This window comes from Streptomyces sp. NPDC060028, from assembly GCF_042736725.1.
Taxonomy (GTDB): Bacteria; Actinomycetota; Actinomycetes; order Streptomycetales; family Streptomycetaceae; genus Streptomyces.
On sequence record NZ_JBHWVJ010000013.1, the window covers coordinates 17139 to 37505 of the forward strand.

General features: G+C 70.8%; 15 protein-coding genes. 6 read left to right on the top strand and 9 right to left on the bottom strand.

Going from position 1 to position 20367, the window contains the following annotated elements:
- Positions 1-95: 95 nt before the first annotated feature.
- The 4 genes from ACFWBF_RS09545 to ACFWBF_RS09560 form a co-directional block, all read right to left on the bottom strand.
- Positions 96-1247, bottom strand: a complete 1152-nt coding sequence (locus ACFWBF_RS09545) for a glycoside hydrolase family 64 protein (protein ID WP_385597749.1) — start codon at positions 1245-1247, stop codon at positions 96-98.
- Positions 1248-1509: 262 nt separating this feature from the next.
- Positions 1510-1980 carry a hypothetical protein gene (locus ACFWBF_RS09550; protein ID WP_385597752.1) on the bottom strand — a complete coding sequence of 157 codons (471 nt, stop codon included), beginning with the start codon at positions 1978-1980 and terminating at the stop codon, positions 1510-1512.
- Positions 1981-2123: 143 nt separating this feature from the next.
- On the bottom strand, positions 2124-3317 hold the full coding sequence (locus ACFWBF_RS09555) for a serine hydrolase domain-containing protein (protein WP_385597754.1): 1194 nt from the start codon (positions 3315-3317) through the stop codon (positions 2124-2126).
- A gap of 208 nt (positions 3318-3525) precedes the next feature.
- Positions 3526-4134, bottom strand: a complete 609-nt coding sequence (locus ACFWBF_RS09560) for a TetR/AcrR family transcriptional regulator (protein ID WP_385597757.1) — start codon at positions 4132-4134, stop codon at positions 3526-3528.
- A gap of 94 nt (positions 4135-4228) precedes the next feature.
- On the opposite strand from ACFWBF_RS09560, the gene ACFWBF_RS09565 reads away from it, so the two are divergent.
- The gene (locus ACFWBF_RS09565; protein ID WP_385597760.1) at positions 4229-4660 is read left to right on the top strand and encodes a nuclear transport factor 2 family protein; all 432 of its coding nucleotides are present in this window, start codon (positions 4229-4231) and stop codon (positions 4658-4660) included.
- On the top strand, positions 4657-5514 hold the full coding sequence (locus ACFWBF_RS09570) for an NAD(P)H-binding protein (RefSeq protein ID WP_385597762.1): 858 nt from the start codon (positions 4657-4659) through the stop codon (positions 5512-5514). The genes ACFWBF_RS09565 and ACFWBF_RS09570 overlap by 4 nt, the downstream gene beginning before the upstream one ends.
- A 183-nt stretch (positions 5515-5697) precedes the next feature.
- Here the strand turns inward: ACFWBF_RS09570 and ACFWBF_RS09575 are convergent, their stop codons facing one another.
- Positions 5698-8130 (bottom strand): SpoIIE family protein phosphatase, encoded by a 2433-nt coding sequence (locus tag ACFWBF_RS09575; protein WP_385597765.1) that lies wholly within the window; start codon positions 8128-8130, stop codon positions 5698-5700.
- A gap of 538 nt (positions 8131-8668) precedes the next feature.
- On the opposite strand from ACFWBF_RS09575, the gene chvE reads away from it, so the two are divergent.
- The 4 genes from chvE (at position 8669) to ACFWBF_RS09595 (ending at position 14904) form a co-directional block, all read left to right on the top strand.
- Positions 8669-9763, top strand: coding sequence for a multiple monosaccharide ABC transporter substrate-binding protein (gene chvE / locus ACFWBF_RS09580; RefSeq protein WP_385597768.1), 1095 nt, complete (start codon positions 8669-8671; stop codon positions 9761-9763).
- Between the two features lie 96 nt (positions 9764-9859).
- Positions 9860-11407 carry a multiple monosaccharide ABC transporter ATP-binding protein gene (gene mmsA / locus ACFWBF_RS09585; RefSeq protein WP_385597943.1) on the top strand — a complete coding sequence of 516 codons (1548 nt, stop codon included), beginning with the start codon at positions 9860-9862 and terminating at the stop codon, positions 11405-11407.
- Positions 11408-11409: 2 nt separating this feature from the next.
- Positions 11410-12660, top strand: coding sequence for a multiple monosaccharide ABC transporter permease (gene mmsB, locus ACFWBF_RS09590; RefSeq protein WP_385597771.1), 1251 nt, complete (start codon positions 11410-11412; stop codon positions 12658-12660).
- Positions 12661-12774: 114 nt separating this feature from the next.
- Positions 12775-14904 (top strand): SpoIIE family protein phosphatase, encoded by a 2130-nt coding sequence (locus ACFWBF_RS09595; protein ID WP_385597774.1) that lies wholly within the window; start codon positions 12775-12777, stop codon positions 14902-14904.
- A 54-nt stretch (positions 14905-14958) separates the two neighbouring features.
- Here ACFWBF_RS09595 and araA read toward each other — a convergent pair whose 3' ends face one another.
- The 4 genes from araA to ACFWBF_RS09615 all read right to left on the bottom strand — a co-directional run bounded on the left by araA (position 14959) and on the right by ACFWBF_RS09615 (position 20199).
- Positions 14959-16482: an L-arabinose isomerase gene (gene araA, locus ACFWBF_RS09600; protein ID WP_385597778.1), complete on the bottom strand. Its 1524-nt coding sequence runs from the start codon at positions 16480-16482 to the stop codon at positions 14959-14961.
- Between the two features lie 11 nt (positions 16483-16493).
- Positions 16494-17162 carry an L-ribulose-5-phosphate 4-epimerase gene (locus ACFWBF_RS09605; protein WP_385597781.1) on the bottom strand — a complete coding sequence of 223 codons (669 nt, stop codon included), beginning with the start codon at positions 17160-17162 and terminating at the stop codon, positions 16494-16496.
- Between the two features lie 7 nt (positions 17163-17169).
- Positions 17170-18879, bottom strand: coding sequence for a ribulokinase (locus tag ACFWBF_RS09610; protein WP_385597783.1), 1710 nt, complete (start codon positions 18877-18879; stop codon positions 17170-17172).
- A 288-nt stretch (positions 18880-19167) separates the two neighbouring features.
- Positions 19168-20199, bottom strand: a complete 1032-nt coding sequence (locus tag ACFWBF_RS09615; protein ID WP_385597786.1) for a LacI family DNA-binding transcriptional regulator — start codon at positions 20197-20199, stop codon at positions 19168-19170.
- Positions 20200-20367: the final 168 nt, after the last annotated feature.

A 20367-nucleotide genomic window follows, 5' to 3' on the forward strand; every position in this document is an offset into this window, starting at 1 on the left:
ACCCCCGTACCCGTCGGGCCGGTTTGCTGCCGGTTGGCCGGCGCCCGAGAGCGTCAGGCCCGTCCACACCGGAGGAGACGGATGGACGTCCCGGTCTAGTTGAACGGTTCCAGTGTCATGAAGGCCTCTTGCGGGTTGCCGTCGTGCACCAGCGACTCGTGGGCGCCGACGTCGTCGAAGGCGAAGCCGTACGCCTTACCGTCGGCCATCTGCTCGTGGATGATGCGGGAGTAGTGATTGGTGACGGCGTCACGGTAGAAGTCGGCGCCGTTCGCGTCGGGTTGGTCGGGGTTGGTCAGGAGCGTCGACCGGTTGAAGCCCGCGCACAGGGTGCGGGAGATCGGGCCGCGGACGAGGTCGTTGGGGGCGTCCAGCAGCTTGTAGCAGCCGAAGATGCTGTCGGCATCCGGCTTCTGGAAACTGGCGACCACCGCTCCCGAGCCGTCGGTGAAGTTCATGACGTTGCCCGAGACCCGGCCGTAGTACTCGGTGTTCGGCTGGTTCACGAACGGCGTCACGGTGAGCGTCGAGGAACCGTACTTGTTCCAGACCCGGTTGACGTAGTCGCTCATGACGCCGGCCGGGATTCCGCCCGCCTCGATGCCGTGACCTGGCGAGAGCGCTCGTAGCGGCGTGCCGTCGGGACGGTTCTGGATCAATCCGCCCCAGCCGGCCGAACGCAGCCGGTCGAAGGCCGCGTTGTAGCCGCCCGGCTTGAGCCGACCGGTATGCGTGACCGAGCCGTTGGCCGCCTTCACGCCCACCGCGTACGGAGCCGAGAACATGTCGACCTGCGTGCTGTTGATCCACAGGCCGGCGTCGTTGAGCGTGTACTCGGACCAGTTGAACAGGATGTTGCGGTTGGGGTCGGAGGGGTTCTGCACGGCAGGCTGCACCAGGCCGCCGGTGCTGAGCTTGAAGACGATCTTCTGGCCGATGGAAAAGTAGACGCGGCCGGAGAACTTGGGCATCCGGATCGTCTTGGTCTGCCCGTTGGCCGGACCCGCGATCGATGCGTCGGGCGCCGGAGTGGGGGGATTGCCTCCCACGGGCCAAGGGTGGAACGTGCCGTTGGCGTCGGCCCAGCCCTGCTGGCCCGTCGCGAGCAGGGTGCCCAGGTTGTAGACGTAGACCGGCTCGCTGCGTCCCGAGCTGTTCTTGATCGTGAGCGGGATGGTCACCGGTACGGCCTCCGCGGACGCCGACGGACCGAGAACCGTCAGGCCTGCGGCGGCGACAGTCAACATCGAGACTACGGATGCCAGTACTTTCGATAAGCGGAACACACTCTTCCTCCGGGTGGGGACCTGACGGCGGGCGTTGCGGTGCCCCGTGCCCGGTGCATGCGGAAAGGGGGGCGGGCGCGGAGCATGAAGGGAAGTATTGACGTCTGAGAGCGCTCTCAGACTCAGCCCGCGTTCACCTTCTGTCAATACATCTCACAAGACCGAAGGGGTACGGCTGCGCGGCCGGCGCCGCCGGGAGTGGTCAGGCGAACGCCGATTTCCGTCAGTAATCGAGCTTGTAGCTCACGTCCTTGGGGGCCGGGTCCGGTGCGGTGCCGGTGTAGAGGAGCCGGATCGTCGTGAAGCGCTGGACATCGGGGTGCTCGGGCCAGGCCCGCGGATCGCTCAAGGTCACCGTTACCGGGTAGGCGCGGAAACGGCCGGCCGCGCAGTAGGGGACACAGTCGTTCACCATGTCGGTACCGGTGGCCGTCGCGGTCCTCGATCCCCAGGTGTCCCAGCGGAGCCCGACGAGGCGGTTGTTCCCGTCCCCGCAGGCCAGGAGGTACGCCTCGGGGCGCATCCGGGCCTGGGAGGAGCAGTCGACGACCACGACCGGATCCACACCCCGGCTGGCGCTCGCGGAGGCCGGGATCACCGCGGCCGTCATGGCCGCCACCGCGCACAGCAGGGTGGTCATCCGCACCCTGCGCCGGGATGCGCGTCCGGTGCGGCCAGCTGCTGAAACATCCACGAGATCCTCCTCGCCGCTTTGCCCGCCGCCGACACCGCCGGCGGCGCTGCCGCCTCACCCAGCTTCCCCCATACGTGTGGACCTCGCACCCGGTGGGAACGTCCGGCCTCCGCGCGCCTCCGCGGTCTCCCGCACCGCCGAGGTCACCTGCGCAGCAGGGCGCAGACGAAGTCCTCCTGGACCTCCCGGACCCGTGCGAGGAGGTCGGGGTTGTTGTTGAGGGCCGTCTGCGTGGTGATCGAGAAGGTCAACGAGCGCCGGCCGTCCGCCGTGGCCGCCACCAGCTGCGTATAACCGGGCGTGTTGCCCGTGTGGCCGTACACCGCTCCGCAGCGCGTGGTGTAGCGGTAGATCGCCAGGCCCGCCTCGGTGCGGCCGGGCCCGGGGGGCTGGGACAGCGCCCCGGGGATGAAGGTGAACTGCTGCCGTCGGGTGCGGTCCGAGACGAGCGCGCCTCCCGCGTAGCCGCGGATGAACGCGGTCAGGTCCTTCGGCGTCGAGACGATGCCCCCGGCCGCCCAGGCGCCCGAGGCGCTCACGGCTTCACTGACGTCGACGGGGCCGACCTGCGGATCGAGCTGGTAGCCGTGGAGGAAGGGCGCGGGCAGCCGGTATCCCTGGGGCAGGCTCGTGGCATCCATGCCCAACGGCTCGTAGACGAGCTCGCGCAGCAGCTCCTCGTACCGGCGTCCGGTGGCGGCCTCGGCCATGAGGGCGATGGCGATGTTGTCGGAGTTGGAGTACTGGTAGCGGCTGCCCGGCCGGAACTCGAGGTCGTCGTCGGCGACGAACTCCAGCAGGCGCCGGGAATCGAAGCGGTGGCGGGGGTCCTCGGAGATGATGTCGATGAACCCCTGGGAAGCCGAATAGTCAGGCAACCCGCTGGTGTGATTGAGCAGTTGACGTAGGGTCACGCGCTGCCACGCGGTCGGCTGACCGGGCAGCACCTCACCGATCGTGTCGTCCAGGTGGAGCCGGCCGCGGTCGACGAGCCTCAGGGCCACCGCTCCACTGAAGGCCTTGGCGACACTGGCGATCCGCATGTGGTCGGTCGCCCTCGGCGGACGGCCGCTCTCCACGTCCGCCACGCCCGCCCGGTAGACCTCCGTGCGTTCGCCGTCGCGCAGGACGGCGATGACTCCGGGGGGCCCGTCGGGCCTGTCCACCAGCTCCCGCAGCTCCTGGTGGAGGGAGGTCCCGGGCGGCGGGTTGCGGTCCGCTCCGGCCTGCGCGGGCTGCACCGGGGCGCCGAGCACGGCGCCGCACACGGCGGTGGCGGCAGCGAGGCGCAGCGACGAGCGGAACCGGCCGACGTGGCCGTACGGGCGTCGGGACACGGAGGTACCTCCCGGGGAAGACGGAACGCGGTGGCCCACGATGACAGGAGCCGCACCGCCGCCGACGGCGACACGGCCGCGCCCCGGCCAGCCGTGGCCCATCCGGCCCCGGCGGCCGCCCGTGCCCCTCGGGCCGCTCGGGCCGCTCGGGCCGCCGTGCCCCTCGACACCCGCATGACCTCTCGTCCGCCACGCCCGGACGCCGGCGTCATTGCCCGTCGGCCGGTCCTCGTCGAGTGCGGGTGTCGAGGATCCCGGCGGTGAACTCCGCCAGCTGCTCCCGCAGTTCCTCGCGGGACACGCCCTTGTCGCCGGCCAGGTAGGCGACGAGGTCCGCCCGGGTGGCGGCGAGCAGGGCGTGGGCGGTGAAGCCGGTGTGGGCCGGGCCCGGGATCTGTTCCAGCAGGTCCCGGAGCAGGGTGTGCCACCGCTCGTAGTGCGCGGTCCGGTAGGGGCTGTCCGCGCCGGTTCCCTCCAGGGCCAGTGCGAGGTGGCGGTTGTCGAGCTTGAAGCACAGCACGGCGTCCAGCAGGGCGGGCACGCGCCGGAGCGGCGGGGTGGCGGGCCCCAGCGGTGGCGGACCGCCCTCGACGGCGCTCCTGATCGGTTCGAGCCGTGCCTCGTACAGCGCGCCGATCAGCCCGGTGCGGTCGCCGAAGGCGCGGAAGAGCGTTCCCTTGCCGACGCCGGCCGCTGCCGCGATGTCGGCCATCGTCACGTCCTCGGGGCTCCGGCAGTGGGCGAAGAGGGCGTCGGCGGCAGCGAAGACGGCTGCCCGGTTACGGGCCGCGTCCTTGCGTGGGCTGCGTTCGGGCATCGAGATCCTCCGGGGTTGCGATACGGACCGGCGGTCCGTATCGTCCACCGAAGAAGCGGACCGCTGGTCCGCATCGTACGGGACGGAGTACCTCATGCCCGCAACCACCACCTCACCGGCGGATCTGTACCGCCACAGCCTGCGCCTGCTCCTGGCCAAGGACATTCCCGGCTGGGTCGACCTGTGGGCCGACGACGGCGCGCTGGAGTTCCCCTTCGCTCCCCCGGGCCGGCCCGGACGGCTGAAGGGCAGGGAAGCCATCGCCGCCTACATGCGCGATTACCCCGACCACATCGACCTGCACGACTTCCCCGAGGTGCGGATCCACGAGACCACCGACCCCGCGGCCATCGTGGTCGAGATGCGCGGTGTGGGCCGCCTGGTCGCGACCGGAAGCCCCTTCGACATGACCTACATCGCCGTCGTGACCGTCCAGGACGGACGTTTCACCTCCTACCGCGATTACTGGAACCCCCTCGCCGTGCAGACACCCGGAACGGACTTCACGGGGAGCGACGCCCGATGACCCTCACCGGAACCATCCTGGTCATCGGCGCCACCGGCACCACCGGCAGCCGGACCACCGCGGGGCTGATCGCCGCCGGCCACCGCGTCAAGGCCGCCGGCCGTCACGCCACCCCGCTCCCGGGAGCGGAACCGGTCCGCTTCGACTGGTACGACCCCACCACCTTCGGCGACGCCCTCGACGGAGTCGACCGCGCCTACCTCGTCCCGCCCGTCGGCGACCCGGACCCGGCCGCGGTCATGATGCCCTTCCTCCGGCAGGCCCGCGCCGCCGGCGTTCGTCGCGCCGTTCTCCTCAGTTCCTCGGCCATCTCCGAGGGCGGCCCGGCGGTGGGCGCGGTGCACCAGGCCCTGCCCGGCCTGTTCGACCAGTGGGCGGTCCTGCGGCCTTCCTGGTTCATGCAGAACTTCACCGGCACGCACGCCCACGCCGACAGCATCCGCAAGGACGGGGTCATCCGGACGGCTGCCGGAACCGGCCGGGTCGGGTTCGTCGACGCCGACGACATCGCCGCCGTCGCCGTACATGCCCTGACGAACGACCGGGCGCCCAACGCCGACATGGTCCTGACCGGGCCGGAGGCACTGAGTCACGACGACATCGCCACGATCGCCACCCGGGTCACCGGCCGCCCCGTGGTCCACCACCAGCTGGCCTACGAGGACATGCGTGAGCGTCTGGCCGCAGTGATACCGCCGGAGTTCGCCGCCATCCTGGCCGCCATGGACCGCGCCATAGCCGAGGGAGCCGAGGCCCGCACCACCGACACCGTCCAGCGCCTCACCGGCCGCCCGCCGAACCCGTTCCGGGTGGTCGCGGAACGGGAACTTCGCACAGTGCACCGCGCGCCGTGAGTGCCGCGAGCGTGCCGGCAGCCCTGCGACGGTCGCAGTCACAACTGACGGACCGTCATAGAGTCGGCGTTCGATCGGCATTCGGCCGGCATGAGGTCGTCATCGGGTCGGCATCGGCCCTGGCAAACAGGACCGCGGCGGCGGCGAAGGCGTCCCGGGACGCAGCGGGACTCACCCTGTACGTCAGTCGGTCGCGCGGCGCCAGGGGATCTCGGCCCACACCTGCTTGCCACCACTGAGCGGCACCGAGCCCCAGGCCATCGTCGTCGCCTCGACGATGAGCAGCCCGCGACCGCCTGTCGACTCCCAGCTCACCGACACCGGTTTGACGGGGCTGCGCGGCGACGCGTCGTTCACGGCGATCCGCAGCCGGTCCGTCGACAGGGTCAGATCCATCCCTACCTCACCCTGGGTGTGCGCGACGGCGTTGGTGACCAGCTCGGACACGACCAGCAGAGCCGCGTCGAGTTCCTCCACCACTCCCCAGGACCGCAGGGTGCGCGTGGTGAAGCGGCGCGCGTGCATGACCGCCTTGGGCAGCCGCCACACCGTCCAGTGCCTGCGCATCGGCCGGTCCCCTGTGCCGTCGTAGCGCAGCAACAGCAACGCCACATCGTCGTCGCGACGGCCCACACCGACGACCAACTCGTCGGCCGCCCTTCCGGCATCGACCGGGTCGGCCGCGGCGAGCACATCGCACACCCGCCGCATGCCCTCTTCCAGAGGCAGCCTGGCGGACTCGACCAGGCCGTCCGTCAGCAGGACGAGCAGGGTTCCGGGGAGCAGCCCCACCTCGGTCATGGGGAATTCGGCTTCCGCGAGCACGCCCAGTGGAGGCCCGCCCTCGACGGCCACCTCCTCGGTGACGCCGTCGGGATGGCGCAGGATCGGCGGCAGATGGCCGGCCCGTACGACCCTGGCGATGCCCTCCTCCATGTCCAGGTCCACATACGCACAGGTGGCGAACAGATCGGTCTCCATGCCGACGAGCAGACGGTTGGCCCGCGCGACCACCACATCGGGCGGGTGGCCCTCCACTGCGTACGCCCTGACCGCCGTACGCATCTGGCCCATGATGGTGGCGGCTCCCGCGCTGTGCCCCTGTACATCCCCGATGACGAACGCCACGTGCCCGTCACTGAGCGGAATGACGTCGTACCAGTCGCCGCCGACCTCGAGTCCCGCGGTCGCGGGCAGGTAGCGGGCGACAGCGACCCCGCCCGGCAGCTCCGGGAGCTTACGGGGCAGCAGGCTGCGCTGGAGCATGGTGGCGAGTTCGTGGCCCGCGTCCAGTGCGTGGGCGCGCACCAGAGCCTGACCCACCAGCCCCGCGGTCGCGGTCAGCAGCGACCGCTCCTCCGGTCCGAACCGGTGCTCCGCGTCCCACCCCACCAGACACACCCCGACCATCCTGCCTTCGGCGGGCAGCGGCAGCACCGCGAGACCGCCGGGGCCGACGCCCAGGAGACCGGGCTCAAGACCCGCTCCCGGCGGCCACAGACTCATGTGCCCCCCACGCAGCGCGCTCTGCAGGGTGGGCAGTTCGCTGAGCGGCACGTCGGGCCACTCGGACCGCCATTCCGAGCGCCAGACCTCGGGCCAGGCATCGGGCTCCGGAGGGTCGAGGGCGGTGGCTATGAGCCGCTCGGGCTCCAGTTCGCCGACAGCCACCCGGGAGGCGCCGAGCGGCTCGCGCAGGGCGGCGACCACCAGCCGGCTGACCTCTCGGATGGTCGCCGCTCCCGCCAGCGTGGCCGACAGCCGCTGCACGAGGGAGACCTCGTCGGCGCTGGGGCGCAGATAGGTGGCATCGGCCACCACACCCAGGACGCGCTGCGGTGTGCCATCGGAGTCCACCTCCACGCGGCAACGCAGCCCCAGCCAGCGCAGCTCGCCGTTCGGGCGGCGGATACGGAACGCCAGCTGCTGTCCGGCAGGAGCCAGCCGGTCCGGCTCCACGACCGCCATCAGTGCGGGCATGTCGTCGGGGACGGCGCAGGCAAGCAGGGTCTCCACCTGCCCGTCGAACTGCTCGGGGGGCAGACCGAGCAGTTCCAGCACACGCGCGTGTGCCTCCATGCGGCCGGTGCTCAGCTCCAGGATGAACGCGCCGCCTTGGTGGGGCACCAGGGACTGACCCAGATGCGCTTGCGGGGCTTTGCGTCCGGCGAAGCGAACAGCGACCGATTGAAGTCCGGCGGCCACCTGATCGGCGTACAGCTCCAGCAGGCTGCGGTCGTCGGCGCTGAAGCCGTCTCCGACCTCCCCGGCGACGATCAGGCACCCGAGCTCCTGGTCGCCGTGTCCCAGTGGCAACGCGCCCAGCGAGATGCTGGCCGGCGAGTTGGGGTCACCGTCCCGGACCCGGGTGGGGAAGTGGTGGGGATCATCCTCGATGAATGTGGCGAGCTCCTTGGGAGTCAGCCACAGAGGACGGCCGGAGCGGAAGGCATTGGCGGCGGGCGAATGGCTGGCCACGGCGAGGATGGCCGGCAGTCCGTAGAGGACGCCGCGGTTTCCGGTCAGCTCGGCCAGATGGAGTTCCCTGCCCTGGTCGGCGACCACATAGACAGCGGCAAGCTCGGCGCCGCAGAACGCAAAGCGATGACTGGTCACCGTGTGTATCGCCTCCTCCCGAGGAAACCCGAGGGCATCCCGTCGACCGCCCTCCCTCCATGCTGTCGTGCCCGGGACCGTCCGGGCGAGTCGGAAGACGGGCCGAATGGCCCGGTGCCGCCCAACGCCGCGTGGACCATCCAGTGACGGGGCGGGTGCGGCCACGATTGGCGTACGGCGATCAAGGTGCGGGTGTCCGGGGCCGAGCGGGGCGGCGCCCGCGCGAACCGGGCGCCGTCAGCCGCACGCGCCGTCCCCGCGAGGACGAGCGCGCCCGCGTGGCGCGCAGGCCCCGAGAGCCCGCACCAGGCTCGGGAGGGCTTTGCGATGGGCGCAAAGGTGACCCCAGGGGCCTTGACGACACAGTTGTGAGCGTTAACACTCATGTCACGCCAGGCCGGAACAGCGCGGTCGGGCAGTGCACCCCCAGCGGCCGGCGCCAGCCCCGCCGCCCGAAAATCCGCCTGAGCCGCGTCAGGCCGGGCCCGCCCCTCACCGCGCCGAGTCCCGGCGCTCCACTGGAGGAAAAGTGCGAAGAATGTCGACAGGCGTGGTTGTGGCAGTGCTCGGCCTGGCCTTGGCGGCTTGCGGCCAGAGCGCGAACGGCGCCGCGGGCGGGGGCGGGTCGGACGGGGGCGACGCGAAGGGGGGCCTGGTCGGGATCGCCATGCCGACCAAGTCCTCCGAGCGCTGGATCAACGACGGCGCCAACATGGTCAAGCAGTTCCAGGCCAAGGGCTACAAGACGGATCTGCAGTTCGGCGACAACGTCGTCGAGAACCAGGTCGCCCAGGTCGAGAACATGATCACCAAGGGTGCCAAGCTTCTGGTGATCGCTCCGATCGACGGCTCCTCGCTCAGCGACGTGCTCCAGAAGGCCGCCGCCGCCAAGATCCGGGTCATCTCCTACGACCGCCTGATACGCGGCACCGGGGACATCGACTACTACGCCACCTTCGACAACTACAAGGTCGGCGTCCTGCAGGCCACGTACATCGTCGACCGGCTCGGTCTCCAGAACGGCAAGGGCCCCTTCAACATCGAGCTCTTCGCCGGATCACCGGACGACAACAACGCCGCGTTCTTCTACCAGGGCGCCATGAGCGTCCTGCGGCCCCAGATCGAAGCCAAGAAGCTCGTGGTCAAGAGCGGCCAGACCGAGTTCACCCAGGCAGCCACCCTGCGCTGGGACGGCGGCGTGGCCCAGTCCCGGATGGACAACCTGCTCAGCAAGGCCTACTCGTCCGCCACCGTCGACGCGGTGCTCTCGCCCTACGACGGCATCTCGATCGGTGTCGTGTCGTCCCTCAAGGGGGTCGGCTACGGCGGCGCGGGCAAGCCGCTGCCCATCGTCACCGGCCAGGACGCCGAGCTCGCCTCCGTGAAGTCCATCATCGCCGGCGAACAGACCCAGACCGTGTACAAGGACACCCGCGAACTTGCCAAGGTGGCCGTGCAGATGGGTGACGCCCTACTCACCGGCCACCAGCCCGAGGTCAACGACACCAAGCAGTACGACAACGGGGTGAAGGTCGTGCCCTCCTATCTGTTGCAGCCGGTCAGCGTCGACAAGGACAACTACCAGAAGGTGCTCGTCGACTCCGGGCAGTACACCGCTGACCAGCTGAAGTAGCCGCCACCGGGCCCACCCACCGGGGCCGAAGAGCCGGTGATGCGGCGCCGCCCCGACCGGGCCGCCGCATCACCCCAGTCGAACGGATTCACCACCATGGCCGGACCCGTCCTCGAGATGCGTTCGATCAGCAAGTCGTTCCCCGGCGTGAAAGCACTGTCAGACGTCAATCTGACCGTCGCCGCCGGCGAGGTCCACGCCATCTGCGGCGAGAACGGGGCAGGCAAGTCCACCCTGATGAAGGTGCTCAGCGGGGTGTACCCGCACGGTTCCTACGAAGGCGAGATCCGGTTCCAGGGCGAGCCGTGCGCCTTCGGCGACATCCGGGCCAGCGAGCGCCGCGGCATTGTGATCATCCATCAGGAACTCGCGCTGATCCCCTACTTGTCCATCGCCGAGAACATCTTCCTCGGCAACGAGCACGCCTCGCGTGGCTTCATCAGCTGGCATCGGACGCTCACCCACGCCCAGACCCTGCTCGAACGCGTAGGTCTGCCGGACAACCCACAGACCCGCGTCGCCGACATCGGTGTGGGCAAGCAGCAGCTCGTCGAGATCGCCAAGGCCCTCGCGAAGGAGGTCAAGCTGCTGATCCTGGACGAGCCCACCGCCGCGCTCAACGACGAGGACAGCCGCAAACTGCTCGACCTCATCCTCGAGCTCAAGGCCCAGGGCATCGCCTGCATCGTCATCTCGCACAAGCTGAACGAGATCGCGCGCGTCGCCGACGCCGTGACCATCCTGCGCGACGGCCGGACCATCGAGACCATCTCGGTCGAAGCCGAGGGGATCTCCGAGGACCGCATCATCCGCGGGATGGTCGGCCGCGACCTGGAGCACCGCTATCCCGAGCGCACCCCGGACATCGGCGAGGTCGCGCTGACGGTCGAGGACTGGACCGTCCTGCACCCGATCGACGTGCACCGCAAGGTGGTCGACGGAGCGTCGATCACGGTCCGGCGCGGCGAGATCGTCGGCATGGCGGGCCTGATGGGCGCGGGCCGGACCGAGCTCGCGATGAGCGTCTTCGGCCGCTCCTACGGACGCCACACCAGCGGCCGGGTCCTGCTCGACGGCAAGGAGATCCGTACGCGCACGGTCCCCGAGGCGATCGCCCACGGCCTCGCCTACGTGACCGAGGACCGCAAGCACCTCGGGCTCAACCTCTCGGAAGACATCCGCCGCAACATCTCGCTGAGCGCACTCGGCAAGGTCTCCCGCCGGGGCTGGGTGAACCAGCACGAGGAGACCCGCGTCGCGGAGAGGTACCGCAGCACCATGAACATCAAGGCGCCCTCGGTGTTCGCGGAGACCGGCAAGCTCAGCGGCGGAAACCAACAGAAGGTCGTCCTCAGCAAGTGGATCTTCTCCGAGCCCGAAGTGCTCATCCTCGACGAGCCCACCCGGGGCATCGACATCGGTGCGAAGGCCGAGATCTACGCGGTGATCGCCGAGCTCGCGGCCCAGGGCAAGGCCGTCCTGGTGATCTCCTCCGAACTGCCCGAGCTGCTCGGCCTGTGCGACCGCATCTACACCATGGCCGAGGGGCGCGTCACCGGTGAGACCAACCGGGCGGACGCGACCCAGGAATCCCTCATGCGCCTCATGACCGTGGGCGCGGCAACCCAGAACGAACAGGTGTGAGCATGACCCAGATCCAGAGCCCCGCCATCCCCTCCGAGGGCGCCGCCCCCGGCGGGGAGAAGGGCAACCGCGTGCCCGAAGGCCCACGCACGCTCGTCGTACACCTCCTGCGCGGCAACATCCGGCAGTACGGCATGCTGGTCGCACTGGCGCTGATCATCGTGCTGTTTCAGATCTGGACCGACGGAACACTGCTCAAACCGCTCAACGTCACCAACCTGATCCAGCAGAACGGCTACATCCTCATCCTGGCCATCGGGATGATGATCGTCATCATCGCCGGCCACATCGATCTGTCGGTGGGGTCCCTGGCGGCCTTCGTCGGAGCCGCCGCCGCGGTGATGATGGTGCACCACGACATCCCCTGGCCAGTGGCCTGCGCCGCCGCGCTCCTCATCGGGGCCGCGGCCGGAGCGTGGCAGGGCTTCTGGATCGCCTACGTGGGCATCCCGTCGTTCATCGTGACCCTCGCGGGGATGCTGCTCTTCCGGGGCGGGACGCAGATCCTGCTCCAGGGCCAGTCGGTGGCCCCCTTCCCCCAGGGCTTCCGTCAGATCAGCAGCGGCTTCCTGCCGGAGGCCGGCCCGCACACGAACTACCACAACCTCACCCTGCTGCTCGGCTTCGGCGTGCTCGCGCTGGCCGTCGTACAGGAGGTGCGAGGCCGCCGCCAGGCCGCCTCCTACGGACTGCGGCTGCTGCCGATGGGCTTCTTCCTCGTCAAGCTGGCGGCGATCGCCACCGCGGTGACGGTCTTCACCCTGCTGCTCGCCAGCTACCACGGCTTCCCGATCGTGCTGCTCATCCTCGGCGTGCTCCTGGTCGCCTTTGGCTACGTGATGCGCAACTCCATCCTGTGCCGCCACACGTACGCCATCGGCGGCAACGAGCCCGCCGCCCGGCTGTCCGGCGTCAAGAGCAAGCGGATCGTCTTCCTCGCCTTCGTCAACATGGGCGTCCTGGCAGCGCTGGCCGGGCTGGTCTTCGCGGCCCGGCTCAACGCGGGGACGCCGCAGGCGGGCATCAACTTCGAGCTGGAGGCGATCGCGGCGGCCTTCATCGGCGGCGCTTCGGCGTCCGGCGGCGTCGGCACGGTACTCGGCGCGATCATCGGTGGTCTCGTGCTGGGCGTGCTGAACAACGGGATGTCGCTCGTCGGCATAGGCACCGACTACCAGCAGGTCATCAAGGGCCTCGTACTGCTGGCGGCGGTCGGCTTCGACGTGTGGAACAAGCGCAAGGCCGGCTCCTGAGAGACGCGCGCGACGACGGAGGAAAGCACAACGCCCCGGCCGCCGCGCACACGCTGCGTGCGAGGTGTTCAATGAGATCAGGGGCGCCGTCGACCCTGCCGGAGTGAGAAACCAGTGAGCGACCACGGCCCGGGAGATCCCGTCGCAGCAGCGGACTTCCCCACGGCTGTTCTGGTACTCGACGCCGGCGGCAGGGTCCTGACCGGCACACGTTCGGCGGCGGCTCTCTTGGGCGCTCCCGAGGCCGGCGGTCCCGTAGCCGATCAGCTCGGCGCGGGGGAAGTGCTCTTCGAGGATGGCGACCTGTGGGCCCGGCTCATCGTCGGAGCTGTCGGAGGCGCCCGGCGCAACGCCCGCGCGCGACTGCGGCGGCCGGACGGCGGCCAACTGGAGGCCGACGTCGACATCATCACCCTCATGGAGGGCTCGTCGGCGCGGTTCCTCCTGCGCCTACAGCCCGCGGACCCGGCCGACTCCGTACCGGTCGCCGTCGCCGCAGACGTACACCGGGCGCCACCCGCGCCCCCCGCGGACCAGCGCTCCGCCGAACGGCAGGTGCTGGTCAACGCGGCCGCCGCGGGCATCGGCAGCTCCCTGGACATGGTGCGCGACGCCGAGCAGCTGACGGACGTGCTCATCCCCGCGTTCGCCGACCTCGCGGCCGTGGACCTCACCCAACCCGTGCTGCTCGGCGAGGAGCCGGGAGAGCTGGTCGCCGGAGCGCCGATGCGGCGCGTCGCCGTGCGGGCCTCCGACGGGCGGTGGCCGCCCGAGAGCCACCGCGTAGGCGACACCGTCCGTCTCGGAAACGTCGAGAGCGCCCACCTGCGCGGGGGCTCGGCGGTCTTCCTCCCCGACCTGACCGACCTGCGCGCGGTGCTCGCCGGAGAAGAGGAGCGCGTACGGCTGATCCTTCCGCCTCGGGCCGCCTCCTTCATGCTGGTCCCGTTGCGAGCGCGCGGCGCGGTGCTCGGCGGCCTGGTCCTGTGGCGTACCGCAGAGCGCCGCCCTTTCGACCAGGAGGACGCGGTCCTCGCCGAGGAGATCGGCTCCCGGGCCTCGCTCAGCATGGACAACGCCCGCCGGTACACCCGTGAGCGCCGTACCGCGGACACCCTGCAGCGCAGTCTCCTGCCCAGGCCGGTCATGGACGTCACCGGCGCCGAGACCTCCGGTGTCCACGTGCCCGCCGCCACGACCGCAGCCGTCGGCGGCAGCTGGTTCGACGTCATCCAACTCCCCTCGACACGGCTTGCGTTCGTCATGGGCTCGGTCGAAGGACGCGGCCTCGACGCCACGGCCGCGATGGGACGACTGCGATCGGCGGTGCAGACCCTGGCCGACCTCGACCTCAGCCCGGACGAACTACTGGCCCACCTCGACGACCTCGTCGTGCGCTTCATCGAGGACGACGACCGCCAGGAACCGGCTACGGGCGCGCCCAGTGCCCTGACGGGCGCCACGTGCCTCTACGCCACTTACGATCCGGTGTCCCGTGCCTGCGTGCTTGCGGGCGCCGGCCACGCTCCGCCCGTGCTGGCCGCCAGGGGAAGCACCGGGAGCGGCACGGTGGCCTACCGCCCGGGTCCTGTCCTGGGCACCGGCGGGCAGCCGTTCGAACCGGTGGGACTGCAGCTGGGGCCCGGCGATGTGCTCGTCTTCTGCGGCGGCGCACTCGCCAAGGGCACCGACCGCTCCGAGCGGCAGCGGGCAGCGATCGGGGCGGGGGCCCGGGAGGGCGCCGACAGTGGGCTGCCGGTCACCGAGATCGGGCGCGGCATCCTGGGCGTCCTGGGCGCCCAGGACGGCGAGCTGCCGCACGACGACCTCGCACTGCTCGTGGTGCGGGTCAGGCAGGTGCCCTCGGATGCCACCGCCGCGTGGGAGCTGGCTGGCGACCCCTCCCTCGTCGGACGGGCCCGCACGCTCGTTGCGGACCAGCTGACCGCGTGGGGACTGGAGGATCTCGTCTTCACCACGGAGCTGATCGTCAGCGAGCTCGTCACGAACTCCATCCGGTACGCGGGCGGCCCGGTCGGCCTACGACTGATCAAGGACCGGGTACTGATCTGTGAGGTCTCCGACCCGAGCCAGACGCAGCCGCACCTGCGCCGGGCACAACTCACCGACGAGGGCGGGCGCGGCCTGTTCCTCGTTGCGCAGCTCACCCACCGTTGGGGCAGCCGGTACACGGTGGCCGGCAAGACCATCTGGACGGAACAGCCCCTGGACGGCGGCGGTTGACGGCCCGCGCCCACGGCGGTCCGGACGTCGGGGCGGGCGCGGTGGTGGCAGGCGTCAGAAACCCTGCGCCAGCCGGTGGTAGGCCTGGTTCCAGCGGATCTCCTGCGTGAACCGGCGGATGCCGGTGTCCTCGTCGATGACCAGCAGCTCCGTGCCCAGCATGTCGGCGAGATCGCCCACCTCCTCGGTGCCCGCGGCGCTCGACAGCACGGTGTGGTGCGGGGCTCCGGCGATCAGCCAGGCTTCGGTCGAGGTCCGCAGGTCCGGCCGGGGCTGCCACACGGCCCGGGCCACCGGCAGGTTCGGCAGGGGCTCGACGGGCTCGACCACGTCGATCTCGTTGGCGACCAGGCGGAACCGGTCGCCCATGTCGGCGAGCCCGACGACCACCGCCGGACCGGTGTGCGCGTCGAAGACCAGGCGGACGGGATCCTCCCGGCCGCCGATCCCCAGCGGGTGGATCTCGCAGGAGGGAACCGCGGCCGCGATCGTCGGGCAGACCTCCAGCATGTGCGCGCCGAGGATCAGTTCCCTGCCGGGTTCCAGGTGGTAGGTGTAGTCCTCCATGAAGGACACGCCGCCCGGCAGCCCCTCCGACATGACCTTGAGCGTGCGCAGCAGGACCGATGTCTTCCAGTCGCCCTCGCCGCCGAAGCCGTACCCGTCGGCCATCAACCGCTGGACGGCAAGGCCCGGCAGTTGGCGCAGGCCTCCGAGGTCCTCGAAGTTGGTGGTGAAGGCACGGAAACCGCCCGCGGTGAGGAACGCGCGCAGGCCGAGTTCGATGCGCGCGGCGTAGCGAAGCGAGGCGTGGCGGTCCCCGCCGGCCCGCAGCTCGGGCGCCACCCGGTAGGTGTCCTCGTACTCCTCGACGAGCTCGGTGACATCGGCCTCCGCGGTACCGTCGACGGCCTCGACGAGGTCGTTGACCCCGTAGGTGTTGACGGAGGCGCCGAAGCGCAGTTGCGCCTCCACTTTGTCGCCTTCGGTGACGGCGACGTCCCGCATGTTGTCTCCGAAGCGGGCCAGCCTGAGGCCGCGCAGTTCGGCCCGCCCCGCGGCCGCCCGGGCCCACGAGGCGATGCGGGCGGCCACGGACGGGTCGCTGACGTGGCCCGCGACCGTCTTGCGGGTGACGCCGATGCGGGACTGGATGTAGCCGAACTCGCGGTCTCCGTGCGCCGCTTGGTTGAGGTTCATGAAGTCCATGTCCATGGACGACCAGGGCAGGGCCACGTTGGCCTGGGTGTGGAGGTGGAGCAGGGGCTTGCGCAGCGCGTCGAGGCCGGCAATCCACATCTTGGCCGGGGAGAACGTGTGCATCCAGGCGATCAACCCGATGCAGGTGTCGTCGGAGTTCGCCTCCAGACAGATGCGGCGGATCGCGTCGGCGTCGGTGAGGACGGGCTTCCAGACGATCCGGACGGGGGCGCCGGGGGCGCCGGGGACCCCGGGGTCGCCCTGGAGGGTTTCGGCGATCTGCCGGGACTGCCGGGCCACCTGGCGCAGGGTCTCGTCCCCGTAGAGGGACTGGCTGCCGGTCAGGAACCACACTTCGCGTTCTTCGAGTGATGCCACGGAAAAGCTCCTCATCGGCCGGCCTGCTGGCCGTACACGTTCTGGTAGCGGTGGTTCAGTGCGTCGATGTCGCTCTGCGCGAGGGGCAGCGGCGCCCCGAGCTGGCGTGAGATGTGGACCGTGCGGGCGACGTCCTCGCACATCACGGCCGCCTTGACCGCTGCCTTGGCGTCCTTGCCCACGGTGAAGACGCCGTGGCTCTTCATCAGCACGGCGGGCGACCGGTGACCGCTCAGCGTCTCGACGATGCCCCGGCCGATGGAGTCGTCCCCGATCAGCGCGAAGGGGCCGACCGGGATCTCGGCCCCGAACTCGTCGGCCATGGCGGTCAGAACGCAGGGGACGGCCTCGCCGCGCGCCGCCCAGGCGCAGGCATAGGTGGAATGGGTGTGCACCACCCCCGCGACCTGCGGCATGTGCCGGTAGACGTAGGCGTGTGCGGCGGTGTCGGAGGAAGGGGCGTAGTCGCCCTCGACGACTTTCCCGTCCAGGTCGCAGACGATCATGCTCTCGGGAGCCAGGTCCTCGTAGGGGACGCCGCTGGGTTTGATCACCATCAGGTCCTCCCCCGGCACGCGAGCGGACACGTTCCCGGCCGTCCAGACGACGAGGCCGTAGCGCACCAGTTCCTGGTGGAGGTCGCTGACCTCGCGGCGCAGCTGCTCGATCGGTGACGTCATGAGCGGTTCAGGGCCTCTCGGTCGGGGAGGTCGAGGTGGTCAGGGCGGCGTTGCGCAGGGCACGCAGCCGGTGCAGCTGCTTGTCGGGGCCGGTGCCGAAGTGGTCGTGCAGGACGCGGTACTCCGCGTAGAGCGCGTCGTAGGCGTCGGCCCGGGCGGCGTCCGGCAGGTAGGCGGCCCGCTGGACACGGCCCATGGCCGCCGCGGCGGCGCGTACGTCCGGATGGGCACCGGCGGCGACGGCCGCGTGGATGGCGGCGCCGAGGGCCGGCCCCTGGGCGGAGGCCGCGAGGGACACCGGCCGGCGGAGCACGTCGGCGTAGATCTGCATCAGCAGGGCGTTCTTCTTCAGGCCGCCCGTGACGATGAACTCGTGCACCGGTACCCCGCCCTGTTCCAGGGCGTCGACGATGGTGCGGGTGCCGAAGGCCGTGGCCTCCAGCAGGGCGCGGTAGATCTCCTCGGGCCGCGTCGCCAGGGTGAGCCCGACGATGACACCGGAGAGGTGGTGGTCGACCAGGGTGGACCGGTTGCCGTTCATCCAGTCGAGGGCGACCAGGCCGTGGCCGCCGACCGGCTGGTCGGCGCACTTGCGGGTCAGCAGCTGGTGCAGGTCCTCGCCGCGGGCCTCGGCCTCCGCCTGGTAGCCGGCCGGGACGCCTTGGGCGAGCCACCAGGCGAAGATGTCACCGACTGCGCTCTGTCCCGCCTCGTAGCCGTACGCGCCGTCAACGATCCCTCCGTCCACGACGCCGCAGATCCCGGGGACGTCGGCGAGCGCGGCGCCGTTCACCACGTGGCAGGTGGAGGTGCCCATGACCGCGAGCAGCCGGCCGTTCTCGACGGCCTGGGCCGCGGCCGCCGCGACGTGGGCGTCGACGTTGCCGGCCGCGACCGCGATGCCCTCGGGCAGGCCCGTCCACTCGGCGGCCTCGGCGGTGAGCGAGCCGGCTCGGGATCCCAGCGGGGAGAGCGGATGCTCCAGGCGGGTGCGGGCGAAGTCCCCGAAGTCCGGGTGCAGGGCGGCGAGGTAGTCCTCGCTCGGGTACCTGCCGTCCTGGTGGATGCCCTTGTAGCCGGCGGTGCAGGTGTTGCGGGTCTCGGTGCCCGTGAGCTGCCAGACGATCCAGTCGGCCGCCTCGATCCAGCGCTCGGTCGCCGCGTACGTCTCCGGGTCCTCCTCCAGTACCTGAAGCGCCTTCGCGAACTGCCATTCGGCGGAGACCCTGCCGCCGTAACGGCTGATCCACTTCTCTGCGCGCAGGTGGGCGAGGTGGTTGATCCGGTCGGCCTGGTCCTGCGCGGCGTGGTGCTTCCAGAGCTTGGGCCAGGCATGGGCACGGTGGCCCAGCCCGGTCTCGGAGAGCGGCCGGCCGTCGCGTCGCACGGGCAGGACCGTGCAGGCCGTGAAGTCGGTCGCGATCCCGATGACGCGTCCAGGGTCCACGCCCGCGGAGGCGACGGCGTCCGGAACGGCGGTGCGCAGCACCTCGCGCCAGTCGTCCGGATGCTGGAGTGCCCAGTCGGGCGGCAAAGCGGCCCCGGTGGTGGGCAGTTCGCGGTCGATGACGCCGTGGCGGTACGTGTGGACGGCGGAGCCGAGCTCCTCACCGTCGTGTACGCGGACCACCACGGCGCGCCCGGACAGCGAACCGAAGTCGACACCGACGACGTAGCGCACGGCGTCCCGGTCGGCCGGGGAGCGAGACGAGGTCACGTTCACATCCTTTGTACGGAGCCCAGCGCCCCGGACTGACAACCGGGCGACAGGGGGGACGGCGGCAGGCGTGGCCATCTCGACTCTGATTGTTAGCGCTCACAATCGGCCGGGACAAGGGCTCAGGTCTACAGCGTTACCTAATCTTGACTTGGTGACCCCAGCACGTCCGGATCACCCGGGGTGCCCTTGACCAGCGCCGATACCCGGGAGCCCCGCCCGGATCACGGGCCCGCCCGGATCACGGGCCTGCCCGGCCCGACCCGGGCCCGCGCTCCGGTCACAGCACTAGCGCGGTGCCCGGCCTGAGCTGCCGCGCAGCACCAGCTCCGTGGGCACCAGGACGTGCCTGCCCGCGGACTCCGGCGACCCGGCGTGCTCCCTGCCCGCCACACCGGTCGTGCGGCTGCTCCGAGTCACCTCGTCGACCAGCAGCTCCAGCGCACGTCTGCCCAGTTCACCGAAGTCCTGTCGGACCGTCGTCAGCGGGGGCGCGAAGTACGCGGCTTCGGACATGTCGTCGAAACCGACCACGCTGATGTCCCCCGGGATGGCCCGGCCCGCTTCGTGCAGCGCGCGCAGCAGCCCCAGCGCCAGGTGGTCGTTCGCACAGAACACCGCGGTGACGGTGGCATCCGCGGCCAACCGGAGGCCGGCCTCGTAGCCGGCGCGGGCACTCCAGTCCCCGGGGTGGGCCTCGGGCACCGGGGCACCGGCCGCCTCAAGGGCTTTGCGCCACCCGGCCTGCCGGGTCGCGGTCTCCAGCCAGCCCGGCGGGCCGGCGATGTGGTGGACCGTGGCGTGCCCGAGGTCCAGCAGGTGCCGCGTGACGGCGCGGGCACCCGCCTCGTTGTCGACCGAGACCGTGGGTACCGGCGAATCGCTGCCGGCCCCTACCGCGACGACGGGCACCGCCGTGGACAGCTGGGCGACCGCGCTCACCGCCGGAGTCTGCGGCGCGATCACCACGATGCCTTCGACACCCTGGTCCCGAAGCCGGTCCACAGCCTCCTGCACCGAGCGCGTCTCCAGTGACCGCAGGCTCGCCACGCTGACGAAATAGCCCGCACTGCGCGCAGCCTGCTCAATGCTGTCCAGCATGGAGGCCGGTCCGTACAGGGCGCTGCCGAAACTGACCACGCCGAGCGTCTGGGACCGACGGGTGACCAGGGCTCGCGCCGCCACGTTGGGGCGGTAGTCCAGCTCGCGAATGGCCGCGAGCACCCGCTCTCGCGTGCCGGGGCGGACGTGGGGCGCGCCGTTGAGTACCCGCGACACCGTCTGATGCGACACCCCGGCGACGCGCGCGACATCGGCCATCACAGGCTGGCGTGGCTCGGATTGCTCCGCACTTCCCGTTCCCACTGAGAGCCCTCTCGTCCACGAAGCCCGCGGCGGCCGACCCGGGCGCTGTTGCCCGCACCGGTATCACGGTGGTGCCTGCACGAGGCGCCACGAGGGTGAGTGTAATTGTTCACGATCACAGAG